Origin of the sequence: Motilibacter aurantiacus (genome assembly GCF_011250645.1) — a bacterium.
In the GTDB taxonomy this organism is placed as follows: Bacteria; Actinomycetota; Actinomycetes; order Motilibacterales; family Motilibacteraceae; genus Motilibacter_A; species Motilibacter_A aurantiacus.
The window spans coordinates 103,196-118,468 of sequence record NZ_JAANNO010000001.1 but is presented as its reverse complement, the minus strand read 5'-3'; the positions used below and the strand labels follow the sequence as shown (position 1 = coordinate 118,468).

General features: G+C 76.4%; 16 protein-coding genes. 4 read left to right on the top strand and 12 right to left on the bottom strand.

Annotation, left to right across the window (positions count from 1 at the left end; translation table 11 throughout):
* Nucleotides 1-7: 7 nt before the first annotated feature.
* The 5 genes from G9H72_RS00575 to G9H72_RS00555 form a co-directional block, all read right to left on the bottom strand.
* A complete protein-coding gene (locus tag G9H72_RS00575) occupies nt 8-415 on the bottom strand; it encodes a hypothetical protein (RefSeq protein WP_166166115.1) in 408 nt (135 codons plus the stop codon).
* A gap of 62 nt (nt 416-477) precedes the next feature.
* Nucleotides 478-1,689: an ABC transporter permease gene (locus tag G9H72_RS00570; protein WP_166166113.1), complete on the bottom strand. Its 1,212-nt coding sequence runs from the start codon at nt 1,687-1,689 to the stop codon at nt 478-480.
* Nucleotides 1,686-2,351, bottom strand: coding sequence for an ABC transporter ATP-binding protein (locus tag G9H72_RS00565; RefSeq protein ID WP_166167626.1), 666 nt, complete (start codon nt 2,349-2,351; stop codon nt 1,686-1,688). Before G9H72_RS00565 ends, G9H72_RS00570 begins: the two co-directional genes overlap by 4 nt.
* A gap of 20 nt (nt 2,352-2,371) precedes the next feature.
* Nucleotides 2,372-3,439, bottom strand: a complete 1,068-nt coding sequence (locus G9H72_RS21060; protein WP_166167629.1) for a peptidoglycan-binding protein — start codon at nt 3,437-3,439, stop codon at nt 2,372-2,374.
* Between the two features lie 11 nt (nt 3,440-3,450).
* Nucleotides 3,451-3,969, bottom strand: coding sequence for a hypothetical protein (locus G9H72_RS00555; RefSeq protein WP_166166111.1), 519 nt, complete (start codon nt 3,967-3,969; stop codon nt 3,451-3,453).
* A 127-nt stretch (nt 3,970-4,096) separates the two neighbouring features.
* On the opposite strand from G9H72_RS00555, the gene G9H72_RS00550 reads away from it, so the two are divergent.
* Nucleotides 4,097-4,753: a response regulator transcription factor gene (locus G9H72_RS00550; RefSeq protein ID WP_166166109.1), complete on the top strand. Its 657-nt coding sequence runs from the start codon at nt 4,097-4,099 to the stop codon at nt 4,751-4,753.
* Complete coding sequence (locus G9H72_RS00545) at nt 4,753-6,009, top strand: sensor histidine kinase (protein ID WP_166166107.1); 1,257 nt, start codon at nt 4,753-4,755, stop codon at nt 6,007-6,009. The genes G9H72_RS00550 and G9H72_RS00545 overlap by 1 nt, the downstream gene beginning before the upstream one ends.
* Here the strand turns inward: G9H72_RS00545 and G9H72_RS00540 are convergent.
* The 3 genes from G9H72_RS00540 to G9H72_RS00530 all read right to left on the bottom strand — a co-directional run bounded on the left by G9H72_RS00540 (nt 6,000) and on the right by G9H72_RS00530 (nt 9,755).
* Nucleotides 6,000-6,923 (bottom strand): DUF72 domain-containing protein, encoded by a 924-nt coding sequence (locus G9H72_RS00540; protein WP_166166105.1) that lies wholly within the window; start codon nt 6,921-6,923, stop codon nt 6,000-6,002. The two genes, G9H72_RS00545 and G9H72_RS00540, sit on opposite strands and share 10 nt — an antisense overlap.
* Nucleotides 6,924-6,984: 61 nt before the next feature.
* Nucleotides 6,985-9,309: a putative bifunctional diguanylate cyclase/phosphodiesterase gene (locus G9H72_RS00535; protein ID WP_166166103.1), complete on the bottom strand. Its 2,325-nt coding sequence runs from the start codon at nt 9,307-9,309 to the stop codon at nt 6,985-6,987.
* A gap of 29 nt (nt 9,310-9,338) precedes the next feature.
* Entirely contained in the window at nt 9,339-9,755 is a 417-nt protein-coding gene (locus G9H72_RS00530; RefSeq protein WP_166166101.1) for a YchJ family protein, read from the bottom strand.
* A gap of 160 nt (nt 9,756-9,915) precedes the next feature.
* Here G9H72_RS00530 and G9H72_RS00525 point away from each other — a divergent pair, with 160 nt between their 5' ends.
* Complete coding sequence (locus tag G9H72_RS00525) at nt 9,916-10,230, top strand: hypothetical protein (RefSeq protein WP_166166099.1); 315 nt, start codon at nt 9,916-9,918, stop codon at nt 10,228-10,230.
* 77 nt (nt 10,231-10,307) lie between these two features.
* Here the strand turns inward: G9H72_RS00525 and G9H72_RS00520 are convergent, their stop codons facing one another.
* Nucleotides 10,308-11,195 (bottom strand): hypothetical protein, encoded by an 888-nt coding sequence (locus tag G9H72_RS00520; protein WP_166166097.1) that lies wholly within the window; start codon nt 11,193-11,195, stop codon nt 10,308-10,310.
* A 65-nt stretch (nt 11,196-11,260) separates the two neighbouring features.
* On the opposite strand from G9H72_RS00520, the gene G9H72_RS00515 reads away from it, so the two are divergent.
* On the top strand, nt 11,261-11,920 hold the full coding sequence (locus G9H72_RS00515; RefSeq protein WP_166166095.1) for a GOLPH3/VPS74 family protein: 660 nt from the start codon (nt 11,261-11,263) through the stop codon (nt 11,918-11,920).
* 13 nt (nt 11,921-11,933) lie between these two features.
* Here the strand turns inward: G9H72_RS00515 and G9H72_RS00510 are convergent, their stop codons facing one another.
* The 3 genes from G9H72_RS00510 to G9H72_RS00500 are packed head-to-tail and all read right to left on the bottom strand — an operon-like array spanning nt 11,934 to nt 15,003.
* Nucleotides 11,934-13,298, bottom strand: a complete 1,365-nt coding sequence (locus G9H72_RS00510; protein WP_166166093.1) for an MFS transporter — start codon at nt 13,296-13,298, stop codon at nt 11,934-11,936.
* A gap of 39 nt (nt 13,299-13,337) precedes the next feature.
* Nucleotides 13,338-14,513, bottom strand: coding sequence for a cation:proton antiporter (locus G9H72_RS00505; protein WP_166166091.1), 1,176 nt, complete (start codon nt 14,511-14,513; stop codon nt 13,338-13,340).
* 7 nt (nt 14,514-14,520) lie between these two features.
* Nucleotides 14,521-15,003 (bottom strand): cation:proton antiporter regulatory subunit, encoded by a 483-nt coding sequence (locus G9H72_RS00500; protein WP_166166089.1) that lies wholly within the window; start codon nt 15,001-15,003, stop codon nt 14,521-14,523.
* Nucleotides 15,004-15,273: the final 270 nt, after the last annotated feature.

Sequence of the window (15,273 nt, the reverse complement as noted above, 5' to 3'; positions counted from 1 at the left end):
AGCCGGCTCAGACGCTGAGCCGGCCGCCGCACCGCTGGGACGTGCCCGCCCGCGTCGCCACCGCGACGATCGTGTCCGTGCCGGGCCGGTCCGCGACGTGACGCTCGAGCGAGAACGACCCGCTGGGCCGGGTCGTCGTGCGGCTGCCGCGGAAGACCGGGGACCCGTTCTGCGTGATCCGCACGGCCCACCGCTGCCCCGCCCGGTTGGTGTCGACCTCGAACTCGATCTCGAGCCCGCCGTCGTCGGGCTTGGCCTCGAGCTTCCAGGAGCCGCCGGCCGAGCACGAACCCGATCTCAGGACTTCGTCGTCGCCCTTCGCGAAGGCGGCGCCGGCCGGGAGGACGGCGGCGGCCGAGGCCACCAGGCCGAGCAGGGGGAGCAGGAGGGCCGTCCTGCGCTTCGTCGTGTGCATGGCCGCAGTCTGGCCCGCGGACGCCCTCCCGCGGCAGTAGCCGATGGTCGTAGGGCCCCCGGCTAGGCCGTGGACAGCGCGGCCGTCGGGCTGAGCCGCGCGGCTCGCGCCGCCGGGTGCACGCCGGCCAGCGCGCCGACCGCCAGCGTCGCGGCCAGGGCAGCGGCCAGGGCCTGCGGCGGGAGGGCCACCGGCCAGTCTCGGTAGGAGGCGTACGCCGCCGTGACCGCGCCCCCGAGCGCCACGCCGGCGACGCCGCCGAGCGCGGAGAGGAGCAGGGACTCGGCGAGGAACTGCAGGCGTACGGCGCCGCGGGTGGCGCCCAGCGCGCGGCGCAGGCCGATCTCCGCCCGGCGCTCCAGCACCGAGACCACCATCGTGTTCGCGACGCCGATGCCGCCGACGAGGAGCGCGACCGCCCCGAGCCCGAGCAGCAGGCCGGCGAAGGCCGAGTCGGCCGCCTCGCGCGCCGCCAGCGCGTCCGACGGGCGGGACACGTCCACCTCCTCGGGCGCCTGGGGGCTGACGGTCGCCGGCAGGACGTCGCGGACCGCCTCCACAGCCGCGTCGGCCGACCGCTCGTAGATCGTCGTCGGGTGCCCGTCGAAGCCGAGGTACGTCTCGGCCGCGGCCCACCCGACCAGCGCGGACCGCTCCACCTCCGGGGCCAGCTCCGCCGGGCCGAGGACCCCGACGACGGTGAACCAGCGGTCACCGACGAGGACCGGCCGGCCCACGTCGGCCCCGAGCCGGGCCGCGGCGACCGAGCCGAGCACCACGGCCGGGTAGCGGCCGAGTGCCGCGTCGAGCCACCGCCCGCGCGCGACCTCGACGCCGAGCGTCGACAGCAGGTCCAGGCTGGTCGCCCGGACCGCGACGCCGCTGGTCTCGGCCTCGTCCACGTAGGGCGTGCGACGGACGGTCGCGGACGTCGTGCCGGTCGCCGACACCGCCTCCACGGGGCCGATCCGGCCGACCATCGCGACGGACTCCACGGGCAGCCGGGCCTGGCCGCCCCCCAGCGTGCTGCCCGCGCTCACGGTCAGCAGGTTGGTCCCCAGCCGGTCCAGCCGGGCCGTCAGCTCGGCCCGGCTCGCGGCCGACACCCCCAGGACCGCCACCATCGCCGCGATGCCGATCGCGATGCCGAGAGCGGCGAGGACGGCCCGCACGGGGCGGTGCCGCAGCCCCACGAGCCCGACGCGGGCGAGGTCGGCAGGGGCCAGCCGGGCCGGGCGGAGCCCGGCCGGCGCCGGTGCGCCCGGCCGCCTCACGCCGCCACGTCCCGTGTGTCGGCCACGACGAGGCCGTCGCGCACCTCGACTCGGCGCGGGAGCGCGGCCGCCAGCGCCCGGTCGTGGGTGATGACGACAACGGCCGTCCCCGTCGCCTGCAGGCCGCGCAGCAGCTCCAGCACTCCGGCTCCGGCGGCCGAGTCGAGGTTGCCCGTGGGCTCGTCCGCGAGCAGCAGCCGCGGCCGGCCGACCACGGCGCGCGCGACGGCGACCCGCTGGCGCTCACCCCCGGACAGCTGGTGCGGCCGGTGCGCCAGCCGCTCGCCGAGCCCCACCTGGCGCAGGGCGTCGCGCGCGCGGGCACGGCGCTCGCGGGCCGGCGCCCCCGTGTAGAGCAGGCCGTCGGCCACGACCTCCAGCGCCGGCGCACCGGTTGTGAGGTGGAAGGCCTGGAAGACGAAGCCGATCGCTCGCGCGCGCAGCGCGGAGAGCGATCCGTCGTCCAGCGCGGCGACGTCGTGGCCCGCGATCGAGACGCGCCCTGCGGTCGGTCGGTCGAGGGTGCCGAGCAGGTTGAGCAGCGTCGACTTCCCGGAGCCGGACGGCCCGACGACCGCCACGAGCTCGCCCGCCGCAACGGACAGGTCGACGCCGCGCAGGGCCCGGACCCCGCCGGGATAGGTGCGCTCGACCCCGGCCATCTGCACCAGCGGTGGCTCGGTCACGAGGACGGCACCTCCACCAGGTCACCGGCGGACAGGGGGCCGCCCGTCACCTCGACCCGGCCGTCGGCGAAGGCGCCCGGCTCGACGGCGACGACCGTGGCCGCCGCCCCCTCCACGAGGCGTACGCCGAAGCCGCCCTCGCGCAGCGCGAGCAGCGCCTCGACCGGGACGGTGAGGACGTCGTCGTGCCGCTCGCTCTCGAGCCGCACCGTGACCGGCGCCCCGTCCAGGCCGGCGAGCGCGGCGCTCCGGCGCAGGGTGACCTCGACGTCGACCGTCGGGGAGCCCGCCTCCCCGTCCGCGGCCGGCCCGCCGTCCGCGGCCTCGGCACCGTGCGCGACGGTGCCGACTGCGGAGACCGTGCCGTCGACCTGCCGGCCGTCGGGCAGCTCGACGGCCACCTGCGCCCCCTTCCGCGCGAGCGGCAGGTCAGCCACGTCGAGGGCCACCTGCACGACGCGCTCGGGGGTGGTCACCAGCAGGGCGGGGGAGCCGGGGGCCGCCGGGCCGCCCGGCGATGCCTGATGCTCGGCGACGCGCAGGCCGGTGCGGGCGAAGACGACCTCCCCCAGGTCGACCACGCCGTCCTCGACCGCGCCGACGTCCTCCTGCCACGCGCGGACCGCGGCGGCCGTGCCGACGGTGAACTCGTCGTCCACGGTGAAGCCGGTGTGGCCCAGCGCCTGCAGCCCGCGCTCGAGCTGGCGCACGTCCGCGCCCTCGTCCCCCACCGACAGCCGCCGGTACGCCGGCAGCGTGCCGCGCAGCAGCACCGTCGGCCGCTCGTCGACCCGCCACAGCACGTCCCCGAAGGACAGGGTCGTGCCCTCCTCGGCGAGGGCGGTGAAGGTGCCGGACGAGGCCGTCGCCAGGGTGCGGGCGTCCGCGTAGCCGAGGGTCCCGGCGACGTCCTCGGTCTCGACCAGGTCGCCCCGGGTGACCGGTGCCGTCAGTGTTCCCGGCGCGGAAGAGGCCCCGTCGTCCTGCGGGCTGCCGCTGCCCGCCCGCGCGACCGCCACCCCGCCCCCCGCGAGCGCCACGGCGGCTGCCAGCGCCGCCGTCACCGCGCGCCCTCTCACCGGCCCAGCCCGAGGGCCGGCTCGCACGCCTCGCGGGCCGCCTCCCGGTCCGCGTCCGACACGCCGTCCTCCTCCGTCAGAACGACGCCCCCGCCCGGTCTCGGGTCCTGCATCGGGACACCGTGCGCGCGCATGCACCGGGCGAACTCACGCATCCGGTCCTGCACCTGCGGGTCGTCCGGGTCCGGCAGGCCGCCCGCGCGCGCGTACTGCCGGCAGGCCTCGTGCGCCTTCTCCAGCGTGCCGGGGCGCGGCCGCCCGTCGAGCCGGACCGTGACCCGCCCCTGGCCCCCCGGGTCGGGGTCCTGCACCTGGACGCCGTGCCGGCGCATGCACCGCGCGAACTCCAGCTGCGCGTCCTCCCGGCTGATCGAGGCGGTCGGGAACGGGGAGCCCCTCCCGGCCGCGTCCTGCGCGCTCGCGACGCCGCCCGTCCCGCTCGCACCGTCGCCCCCTCCGCATGCGGCGGCCAGCGCCACCGCTGCCGCCACCACCGCGTACCCGACCGTCCGCACAGCGCCTCCTCCACCGGCCCGGCAGCCCTGCGCCGCCGGGGCCTCCCATGGCAGCGGGGCGGCGGTGTGCCGGGCGTCAGCGCGCGGCTTCACGCCGGCTTCACACCGGTCGCGGCACAGTGGGGGGATGCGGGTGCTCGTGGTCGAGGACGAGCGCGTCCTGGCCGACGCGCTCGCGCTCGGGCTGCGCCGCGCGGGGATGGCGGTGGACGTGGCCTATGACGGCGCTGCCGGGCTGGAGCGGGCGGGGGTCAACGAGTACGACGTCGTCGTGCTCGACCGCGACCTGCCCGCAGTGCACGGCGACGAGGTGTGCCGGCAGCTGGTGGCGACCGGGGCCACCGCACGCGTGCTGATGCTGACCGCGTCGGCAGGGGTCGAGGACCGCGTGGCCGGGCTGGCCCTCGGCGCGGACGACTACCTGCCCAAGCCCTTCGCGTTCGCCGAGCTCGTCGCACGCTGCCGGGCGCTCGCCCGGCGGACCGCGCCCGCCGTGCCACCGGTGCTGCAGCGGCACGGCGTGCGGCTGGAGCCCGGCCGGCTCGAGGCGTACCGGGACGGGCGCTGGCTGGGGCTGGGCCGCAAGGAGTTCGGGGTGCTGGAGGAGCTGCTGCGGGCCGACGGGTCGGTCGTGAGCGCGGAGCGCCTGCTGGAGAAGGTCTGGGACGAGAACGCGGACCCCTTCACCGGCGTCGTGCGCGTCACGGTGATGACCCTGCGCAAGAAGCTCGGCCCCCCGCCGCTCATCGAGACACTGCCCGGCGCGGGCTACCGGATCGCCTGATGCGCCTCCTCGCGAGGCGGGCCCGCCGGCCCGTCGCGAGCGTGATCGCCCGCGCCGCCCGGCCGCTGCCGCTGCGCTGGCGGATGGCCCTGCTGCAGGGCGGGGCGTTCCTGGCCTTCGGCGCGGTCGTCGTCGTGGTGCTCGCGCTGCTCGTGCGGGCCAGCCTCGACGTGCGCACGCCGGGGCTCGTGGCCTTCCTCTCCTCCGGCGACGTGCTCCGCTCGCCCGTCCAGCTCCCACCCGCCGAACGGCCCTTCACCGTCCGGATCGACCGCGGGGTGGCCGGCCTGCGCGACGGCACCGTGCGCGACCTCGTGACCTGGGCAGCGGCGGTGATCGCGGTGGGGTTCCTCGCCTCGGTCGCCGTCGGCTGGGCGCTGGCCGGACGGGTGCTCGCGCCGGTGGAGCGGATCACCGCGACGGCGCGACGGGTGGGCGAGCGCGGCCGGCTCGCCGAGCGGATCGGCCTGCAGGGCCCCGACGACGAGCTCAAGCGGCTCGCCGACACCTTCGACGCGATGCTGGAGCGCCTCGACCACGCGGCCGACGGCCAACGCCACTTCGTCGCCAACGCCTCGCACGAGCTGCGCACCCCGCTGTCGGTCACCCGGACGCTGGTCGAGGTCGCGCTGGCGGCCCCGGACGCGTCCGCGGACCTGCGCGCGATCGGGCCCGCGGTCCTGGACTCGGTCGAGCGCAGTGAGCGGCTGATCGACGGGCTGCTCCTCCTCGCGCGCGGGGAGCAGGAGCTCGCGCGGCGCGTCCCGGTCGACCTGGCCGCCGTGACCCGGGCGGCGGCCGCGCAGGCCGCGGTCGAGGCCCGGGACCGGTCGGTCGCGCTGACGGTCCGCGCCGGGCCGGCCGCCACGGCCGGCGACCCGGTGCTGCTCGAGCGCCTGGTGTCGAACCTGCTGCAGAACGCGGTCCGGCACAACGTCGACGGCGGCAGCGCCGAGGTCACCACCGGCGCCCGCGACGGGACGCCCTGCGTCGAGGTGCGCAACACCGGCCCGCTCGTGCTGCCGCACGAGGTGCCGGCGCTCTTCGAGCCGTTCCACCGCGGAACGCGGCGGGTCTCCGGCCCGGGGCCGCAGGGGTCGGGCCTCGGGCTGTCCATCGTGCGTGCCGTGGCCCGTGCCCACGGCGGCAGCGTGGAGGCGGCGGCCGCCCCCGGGGGCGGTCTCGTGGTGCGGGTACGGCTGCCGTGCGGCACCGGGCCCCCGGCGCCCGACGGCGGGACCTCCCCTCAGGGCTGAAGCACGGTTCCGGTGTCCGCCGCCTCCGGCACGCCGACGCCGAGCAGCCGGGACAGCCCCATCGCGTCGAACGGCGCCCGAACCTTGACGTCGTTGTCGAAGTACGCGAAGACGTCGCGCTCGCGCACCGCCGCGGGGGGAGCGAGGGTCCGGCCGTCGTCCGGGGTGCCGCCCGACTGCCAGACGCGGGCCTTGCCCGCCCACCGCTCCAGCGCCGGGTCGTCGTAGCCGCTGACGTACAGCTCCTGCGCCCCGTGCAGGCGGACGTACACGAACGTGGACGTCACGTCGTCCAGCATGGGCCACTTGCCCGCGGTGTCGGCGCAGACGAGCGCCACGTCGTGCTCGCGCAGCAGCTCGACGAACCCCGGCACCTCGAAGGAGGAGTGCCGCACCTCGAGCGCGTGCCGCAGCGGCCGGTCGGCGTCGGCGACGGTCAGCGCGCGGTCGGTGAGCCGCTCCTCGTGGCGGGCGGCGAGCGCGGCCGCGGCGTACGTGGAGCGGCGCAGCTGCGCGAAGAAGGCCGCGAGCCGCGCCGCGTCGAAGCCGAGGCTCGGCGGCAGCTGCCACAGCACCGGGCCGAGCTTCTCCCGCAGGGCCAGCACGCCGGAGGCGAAGAAGTTCGCGAGCGGCGCCTCGACGTTCGCCAGTTTCTTCATGTGGGTGATGAAGCGCGGCCCCTTGACCGAGAACACGAAGCCCGGGGGCGACTCGGCGTGCCACTTCGCGTACGACTCCGGCCGCTGCAGCGAGTAGAACGAGCCGTTGATCTCGATGGAGCCGAGCCGCCGGGAGGCGTGCTCGAGCTCGCGCCGGTGCGGCAGCCCCGGGGGGTAGAAGACACCGCGCCAGGGCTTGTAGGTCCAGCCCGAGATACCCACGTGGAAGGGGCTCGGGGGCCAGCTCTCGGGCACGCCGCCTGCATCCCCGCGTTCGACGCCCTTCAGTCCCCGGCCGGCGAGAGCCGGCCGTCGATCAGCGCAGCGCCGGCTCCTCCACCACGGCCTCGCCCCGGGCCTGCCCGGCCAGCCACGCCTCGAGCTCGCAGGCGGGGACCGGGCGGCTGTGCAGGAAGCCCTGGCTGACGTCGCAGCCGAGCCCGGCGAGCAGCTGCAGCGTGCCGGCGTCCTCCACGCCCTCCGCGACCAGGCGCAGCCCCAGGCTGTGCGCGAGCGAGACGGTGCTGGCCACGATCGCGCGCGACCGGGGGTCGGACACGATGTCGGAGACGAAGCTGCGGTCCAGCTTGAGCTCGTCGACGTCCAGGTCACGCAGGTAGGCGAGGGACGAGTAGCCGGTCCCGTAGTCGTCGATGCTCAGCGAGACCCCCATGCCGGCGAGGGCGGCCACGACGGCCCGCGCGCGTACGGAGTCCGACATCACCGCGGTCTCGGTGATCTCCAGCTGCAGGTCCGCGGCCGGCACGCCGTGCTCGGCGAGCAGCCGGCCCACCTCCTCGGGCAGCGCGCTGTCCAGCAGGCTGGTGGCGGAGAGGTTGACGGCGACGCGGAGCGGGCGGCCGGCGTCGCGCCACGCCCGGGCCTGGGCCAGCGCCATGCCCAGCACGCGCAGCGTCAGCGGGCGGACCAGGCCGTACCTCTCGACCAGCGGCAGGAACCCCAGCGGGGGCACCAGGCCGCGCTCGGGGTGCCGCCAGCGGGCGAGCGCCTCCACGCCGACGACCGTCCCGTCGGCCACGTCGAGCTGGGGCTGGTAGTGCAGGACGAGCTCGCCGCAGAAGCGCGGCTGTGCCGGGTGCGAGCCGTCGGCGGGGAGCAGGGCGCGCAGCTGTTCGAGAAGGCGCGCCCGCTCGTTGACGTCCTTGTCGTCGTGCTCGTCGAAGACCGCCAGTCCCCAGCCGCGCTGCTTCGCCTCCCGTACGGTCGCGTCCGCGCAGCGCAGCAGCCCCGAGGACGTGCCGGCGTGCTCCGGGAAGCAGGCCACACCGCCGGTGACGTGCACGTCGACGAGCGTCCCGTGCAGCTCGTACGTCCCGCTGGCGGCTGCCTGCACCTGCTGGGCCACCCGCTGAGCGCGCGCCATCTGGCCGGGCACGACGATGACGAACTCGTCGCTGCTCAACCGGCCCAGCAGGCAGCCCTCGGGGACGGCCGCGGCCATGCGCCCCGCCGTCGCGCGCAGCAGCTCGTCACCCGTGTCGTGCCCCAGCGCCTCGTTGACCTCCTTGAACCGGTCCAGGTCCAGCAGCACCAGGCCGACCGGCTCGCCGTCCTCGGTGGCGTCGTCGAGCCGACGCACGATGGCCCGGCGGTTGGCCGTGCCGGTGACGTCGTCGGTCCGCGCCTCCAGCCGGGTCTGCGCCAGCTCGGTGAGCGAGCGGACGTCGCCGAGCACGCGCGCGCTGACCCCGAGCACGGCCAGCAGCGCGAACCACACCACCGGGTCGGTGAGGGCGTGGTCGGCGGCCACGGCGAGGGTGAGGGTGCCCGCGAGGAGCACCACGAGCGCGCCGACCGTCGGCTCCCCGGGCGTGGTGGGCTTGGCCCGCACGGCCATCGGCCGGGCGAGCGCGGAGGCGGCGACGAGCACGGCGGCGACCGCCCAGCCGACCTCGGAGCCGCCGGCGTGCGGCCCGTCCTCCTGCATCCCGCGCAGCCCGCCGGCCAGGTCTCCGCAGAAGGCCGCGGCGAGGCCGGCGGTCACGAGCCAGAGCCGCCGGTCGCGCAGCAGCCCGCCCAGCGCGCTCAGTGACGCGGCGGTGCCGACCGCCACGAAGCCGACGGAGCCGCGCAGCAGCCAGGACTGGACGTCCCAGGCCCCCCAGGAGCCGAACGGCCCGTCCAGCCCGCCCAGCACGAGGTTCCCGATGGCGATCAGCGCGAAGACCGCGCTGACCCCGTTGAGCCAGTCGCCCGGGTCGGCGACCGCGGTGCGGTAGCGGTTCCAGCGGATGAGCCCCTGATAGGCGAGCAGGCACGCGACCACGGCGCCGGCCGTCATCGGCCGGACCGGCAGGAGGCCGCCCGTATGGGCCGCCCGGAGCGGCTCCTCGGCGAGGGTGCCGGCCCCGACCGCGGAGAAGGCGATCGCGAACCGGTGCCAGACGTCCCGCTCCTCCCGCACGCGCAGCGCCCGCCACCAGAGGACGGCGCAGGACGTCGCGACCGTGACGAGCGCGAGCAGGCCGGCGAGCACGTCGAGGCCGGTACGCCCGCTGCGCGCGGCGGCCAGGGCCGCCGCCGCGTACGCCGCGCCGCTCCCGGCCATGGCCGCGGCCAGGCGCAGCGGCGCGCCGGCCAGCAGGCTGGCGCGGAGCCGGGGCGGGTCGACGGGCGGCACCCCGATCTATCGGCCGTTGCTGCCGGTAATCAAGGAAGCGCGGCAAGATACAGCCAGCTGCCGTCCTCGCGGCGGAACCGGCTGCGCTCGGCGAGCCGTCCGGGTCGTCCCCCCTCCCGGTACGACGCCACGAACGAGACCGTGCCCAGGTCGTCGGATGGCCCGCCGGCCACGCGGTCGAGCACCTGCAGCCCGGTCCACTCCAGGCCGGGCGGGAGGTCGACCCGGACCGGTCGCGTCGCCGGGTGCCACGTGCGCAGCAGGTACGCCTCGTCCCGCAGCGCGAAGGCGGTGTACCGCGACCGCATCAGCAGCTCGGCGGTGGTGGCACGCGCCCGGCCGCTGTGCAGCCGTCCGCAGCAGTCGTCGTAGGCGGGGCCCAGGCCACAGGGGCACGGGCCCGGCGAGGGCGGGGCAGCTGGCTGATGACGGGCCACGCCCTGCATTGTGCGCGCTCCTGGCTAGTCGCTGCCACGACACTTGCTGCCAGCGCCGCCCTCTGGCCCCTGTGCGTCGACACGGGCAATCCTCTTCCTGCGAAGCGCTCTTCAGGACCGGACGCGGGGTCACCGCATCGGCCGAGCGCCTGAACCAGAAGGAGACATCGTGAACGTCACCCGTCTGCGCCGCGGCGCAGCCACCGTGGGGCTCGCCGCCGCCCTGGGCTCGGTGCTGCTGCCGGCCTCCGCCTCCGCTGCGGAGACCGCCACGTCGCCGATCCGGATCACCCCGATCGTCTGCCCGATGTACACCACCCCGATCGAGAGCGCGCCGGCCGGCGCTGCGGTGATGCCGATCGACGGGATCATCCCGCTGCCGCCCAAGTGCCCGAAGCCCCCGGTCATCCTGTGCCCGATCGCGACGACGACGGTCTACCCGCCCCGTCAGATCATCCTCTGCCCGCCCCGCCTGCTGCCGTAGGCACCGGCAAGGAGCGACGAACGACGGGTGCCGGGCTGCCCGAATCAGCCCGGTCCCCGTCTTCGCCGAACAACAAGTCAGGACTTTGACATCAGGTCGGTACAGCCCGCCTCGTCGGGCAGCAACGGGCGGAGGGTGATGCTCCACGTGCCTGCTCCCGAGGACCAGGGCGTCGTGGCGTTCGCATCCTGTGCGGCCGCGAGAACCGCGGCCGCCTGGTCGCCGGTCGCGGTCACACAGCCCAGGGTGTCCCCGGCGACGACCGGCTCGCCGGGCAGCGCCGGCCCGGGCCACTCCTTCGCCGGCTGGGCGGGCAGGGCGTCGCCCGGGGCGACCCAGGGGGCCGAGACGGCCGCGACGCTCGTCGCGACGTACGGCTGCTCGGGCGCGGCCGCCTCCGGGCCGAGCGTCGAGGGCAGGTCGCTCAGCGCGTCGACCAGCTCGAGCAGCTCCGCCCGGGCCTGCTCCTGCGCGTCGGTGAGCCCCGCCCCGGCCATCTCGTCGCGCACGAGCGCGTAGGCCTCCAGGACGTGCTGCCGGCCGCCGGACACGACCGTGAAGCGGGTGCTCGGCATGTCCGTGACGCCGGGCCTGCCCAGGTCCGCCGTGCCTGCGACGCCCTTGGCCAGCGCCAGCTCGACGAGCTCGTCGACGTCCTCGCGCGCGATGGTGCGCTGCACCAGGTTGGGCAGGGCCGGGCCGGGATAGACGGCGGTCTGCGGTCCGGCCGTGATCACGCGGCCGTCGGCGTAGACCGAGACCAGGGGAAGGCGCGTCGCGAGCGTCTGCGGCGTCACGAACCCGCCGGTGTGGTCGACCCGCAGGACCAGCGACGAGTCCGGCGGCGCCTCGCTCGCGGGGGCGTCGGCCACACCGGCCTCCTTCCCCGCCTGCCCGCAGGCGGCGGCGAGCCCGGGCACCAGCAGGGCGGTCAGCGTCGTCAGGCGTGCTACTCGGTTCTTCACGCCGATGGGACGCGGTTCTCGTGGGGCCGGTTCCACTCCAGCACCGGAATTCTTACTCTGGAACCATGCTTCTGGCTGAAGAGCTCCTCCTGCTCGGACTGGACCCGGAGAAGGGGACGGTCGTCAACTCCGCCCGGCAGTACGTCAAGGTCGGGCTGTCCGGTGCCCTCGTCGCCGAGCTCGCACTGGACGGGCAGGTCGAGCTGCGCGACCGCCGGTTCGTGCCGAGCGGGAAGGAGCAGCCGGCGGACCCCTTGCTGCGCGACGTCCGCGCCGCGCTCGCGAGCCCGAAGGGCCGTCGGTCCAAGGACCAGGTCCGCCGGCTGGACAAGGCGGCGGGCGGGGTGTGGGACCGGGTGGCCGCGCGGCTCGTCGACCGCGGGGTCGTCGAGCTGCAGCCGCGCTCGCTCTTCCGGACCGAGCGCTACCCGGTGCTGGACCTCGCCGCCCGTGCCGAGCTGCTGGAGCGCGTCCGCGCCGCAGCGGCGACGGACGGGCAGCTCGACCCGCGCACCGCCGTCGTCCTCGCTCTGTCCGGGCCCTGCCGGCTGCTCGAGGTCGTCGCCCCGGACCGGGCCTCCCGCAAGCAGGCGCGGCAGCGCATCGACGCGGCCACCGCGCTGACGCCGGTCGCGCCCGTGGTGAAGGCGGTCATCGCCGACGTGCAGGTCGCGGTCACCGCCGCGGTCGCCGCCGCCGGGGCCGCGGCGGCCGCCTCGGGCTGAGCGCTCCCGGCGGTCAGCGGGCGCGCGCGGGCAACGGCGCGCCCGCCCCGGCCTCCGCGTCCTCCAGCCGGGTACCCCGGCGCTCCGGCAGCAGCCAGGACGCGCCGGCCGCCAGCAGGAAGAAGACGGCGAAGACGGCGAAGACCAGGCCGTTGCCGCCCGCCTCGCGCAGCGGCGGCACCGCCAGCGGCGCGAGGATGGAGGCGATGCGCCCGAAGCCGGCCGCCGCGCCCGCTCCCGTGGCGCGCAGCCGGGTCGGGTACGCCTCCGGCGTCGCCGCGTACAACGCCCCCCAGGCTCCGAGGTTGAAGAACGAGAGCAGCATGCCGCTGGCCACGATCGCGCTCGCCCCGCCGGCCGCGCCGAAGAGCCCCGCGGCCACGCCCGAGCCCAGCAGGAAGGTCGTGAGCGTCTGCCGGCGCCCCCACCGTTCGACGAGGTACGCGGCGGCGGCGTAGCCCGGCAGCTGCGCGAGCGTGATGACGAGCGTGTAGCCGAAGGACCTGACCAGCGGGAAGCCGTCGGCCACCAGGAGCGTCGGGATCCAGGTGAACGCGCCGTAGTAGGAGAAGTTGATCCCGAACCACACCGCCCAGAGCGCCGCCGTGCGTCGCCGCATCCGCGGCTGCCAGAGCTCCGCGGGCGAGGCCTTCGGCTCCGGCGGTGCAGGCGGCGAGGGCACCGGGGCCACGCCTGCGGCCCGCTCGTAGCTGCGGACCGCCGCCTCGGCCTCCTCCGTACGGCCCGCGCGCTCGAGGAAGCGCACCGACTCGGGCAGTCGGCGGCGGACGACGACCGAGTAGAGCGCGGGCACCACGCCCACCAGGAACGCCCAGCGCCAGCCGTCGTCGCTGCCCCCGACGACGTAGTAGCCGATCACCGCCGCGGCGAGCCAGCCGACGGCCCAGAACGCCTCCAGCGCGACGACGACGCGGCCGCGGATGCGGGCCGGGGCGTACTCGCTCACCAGGGTGGACGCGACGGGCAGCTCGGCCCCGAGGCCGAGGCCGATGACGAAGCGCAGCACGATCAGCGCGCCGACCGACCAGGCGAGCGCCGAGACCCCCGTCGCGATGCCGTAGACGAGCAGGGTCGCGGCGAACACCTGGCGGCGCCCGATCCGGTCGGCGAGCAGGCCGCCCAGGGTGGCGCCCACGGCCATGCCGAGGAAGCCGATCGAGGCGACCCAGGACAGCGTGTCGAGCGACAGCCCCCACTGGACCGCGAGCGCGGTCATGATGAACGAGATCAGCCCGACGTCCATGGCGTCCAACGCCCAGCCGATGCCGGAGCCGACCAGGAGCTTGCGGTGCTGCCGGGTGAAGGGCAGGCGGTCGAGCCGCTCGGGGCGGGTGAGGCTGTCGCCGGATGCGGTCATGACGGCTGGGATACCCGGTCGCGGCGCTTTGCGCGCACCCTAGGCCGCGGCCGCCCGGGCACGCGCCCGGGCGGTGGCCCGCCGTGCCAGCGGGTCGGCCAGCCGTGGGGCCACCGGGCCGAGGACGGCCAGGATGAGGACGTACGCCGCCGCGGTCGGCGCCAGCCGCGGGTCCACCGAGCTGCCCGCGAGCCCGGCGATGACGATCGAGAACTCCCCGCGAGGGATCAGCGCGGCCCCGGCGCGGATCCGGCCGCCCGGGCCGACCCCCGCGCGCCGCGCGGCGACCCAGCCGGTGATGACCTTGGTGGCGATGCCCACGACGACGAGCACCAGCGCGGCCAGGACCGCGTCGGGCAGCTGCGCGGGGTCGGTGGTCAGCCCGAAGAACACGAAGAACACGGCCGCGAACAAGTCGCGCAGCGGCTCCAGCAGCGGGCGGGCCAGCTCGGCCACCTCACCCGACAGCGCGATGCCGAGCAGGAACGCGCCCACGGCGGCCGACACGTGCACCTGCTCGGCGGCGCCCGCGACCAGCAGGGCGAGCCCGAACACCCGCAGCAGCAGGATCTCGTTGCTGTCGGCGGCCACCACCGCGGTGACCTGCCGGCCGTAGCGCAGCGCGATCACGAGCACCACCGCCAGCACCGCGAGGGCGATGACGACCGAGCGGAGCGCGCTCGCCGGCCCCGACGCGGCCAGCAGCGCCGTCAGCACCGGAAGGTAGACCGCCATGGCGAGGTCCTCGAGGACGAGGATCGACAGCACGCTCGGCGTCTCGCGGTTGGCCAGCCGCTCCAGGTCGGTCAGGACCTTGGCGATGATCCCGGACGAGCTGACCGCCGTGACGCCGAACATCGCCAGCGCCGCGAGCGGGCCCCATCCGAGCACGAGGGCCAGGATCGCGCCGGGGGCCCCGTTGAGCAGCAGGTCGAGGGCGCCGACCGGCGCCTGCTGGCGCAGCTGGCCGACGAGCTCGGCCGCGGAGTACTCCAGCCCGAGCAGGAGCAGCAGCAGGACGACGCCGATCTGCGACCCGGCCTCGAAGAACCCTTCCGGGGCATCGAGCGGCAGCAGCCCACCGGATCCGAACGCGAGCCCGGCCAGCAGGTAGAGCGGGATGGGGGAGAGCCCCACCCGGCCCGCGAGCCGGCCCAGGACGCCCAGCCCGAAGATGACTGCCCCGAGCTCCAGCAGCAGTTCTGCAGGGTGCACCCGGGGGTCACCCGAGCATGAGCAGCGCCGCTACCGCGCGTACTCCTTCGTCCGTGCCCACGACGATCACCTTGTCGCCCGCGGCGAAGCGGAACGACGGCGGCGGCGACGGGGTCACCTCGCCGTGGCGGGCGACGGCGACCACCGACGAGCCGGTGCGGGTGCGGATCTGCGCGTCGGCGAGGGTCCTGCCGACGTACGGCGTGCCGTCCGCGACGACGATCCCCTCGGTCGCGATGCCCTCGACCTGCTCGCGCAGCCGGGCCAGCCGCTCGATGACCCGCGGCGCGCCGAGCAGCTCGGCGAGCGCCTCGCTCTCCTGCGGCGTGAGGTGGAGCACCGCGCGGCACGCGTCCGGGTCGTCCCGGTCGTACAGCACGATCTCGCGCTCACCGCTGCGCTGGGACACCACGCCGACCCGCTGGCCACTGCGGGTGGTCAGGTCGTGCTTGAGCCCCACACCCGGCAGGCGGGTCTCCTCGATCTCCATGGTCCTCACGATCACTGTCTCCGCTGTCGTGCCGCACCGTCGAGAGTACGGCGCCGATCCGCGTGGTGGGGGCGCGCCCGGAGGCAGCGCCCCAGCTCAGCCCGGCGGGGCGAAGGGGGAGTCCGGCGGGCCTGGGGCCGATGGGGGAGCCGGGGCGGATGAGGGGGCCGCGGCGGGCGGCGGCGTGGGCGGCGGGGCAGGTCGAGGGGAGCCGGCCGGGTAGCCGTAGGGCTGGGGAGCGGTGGCGGGGTGCCCGGAGGGGGGCTGCCC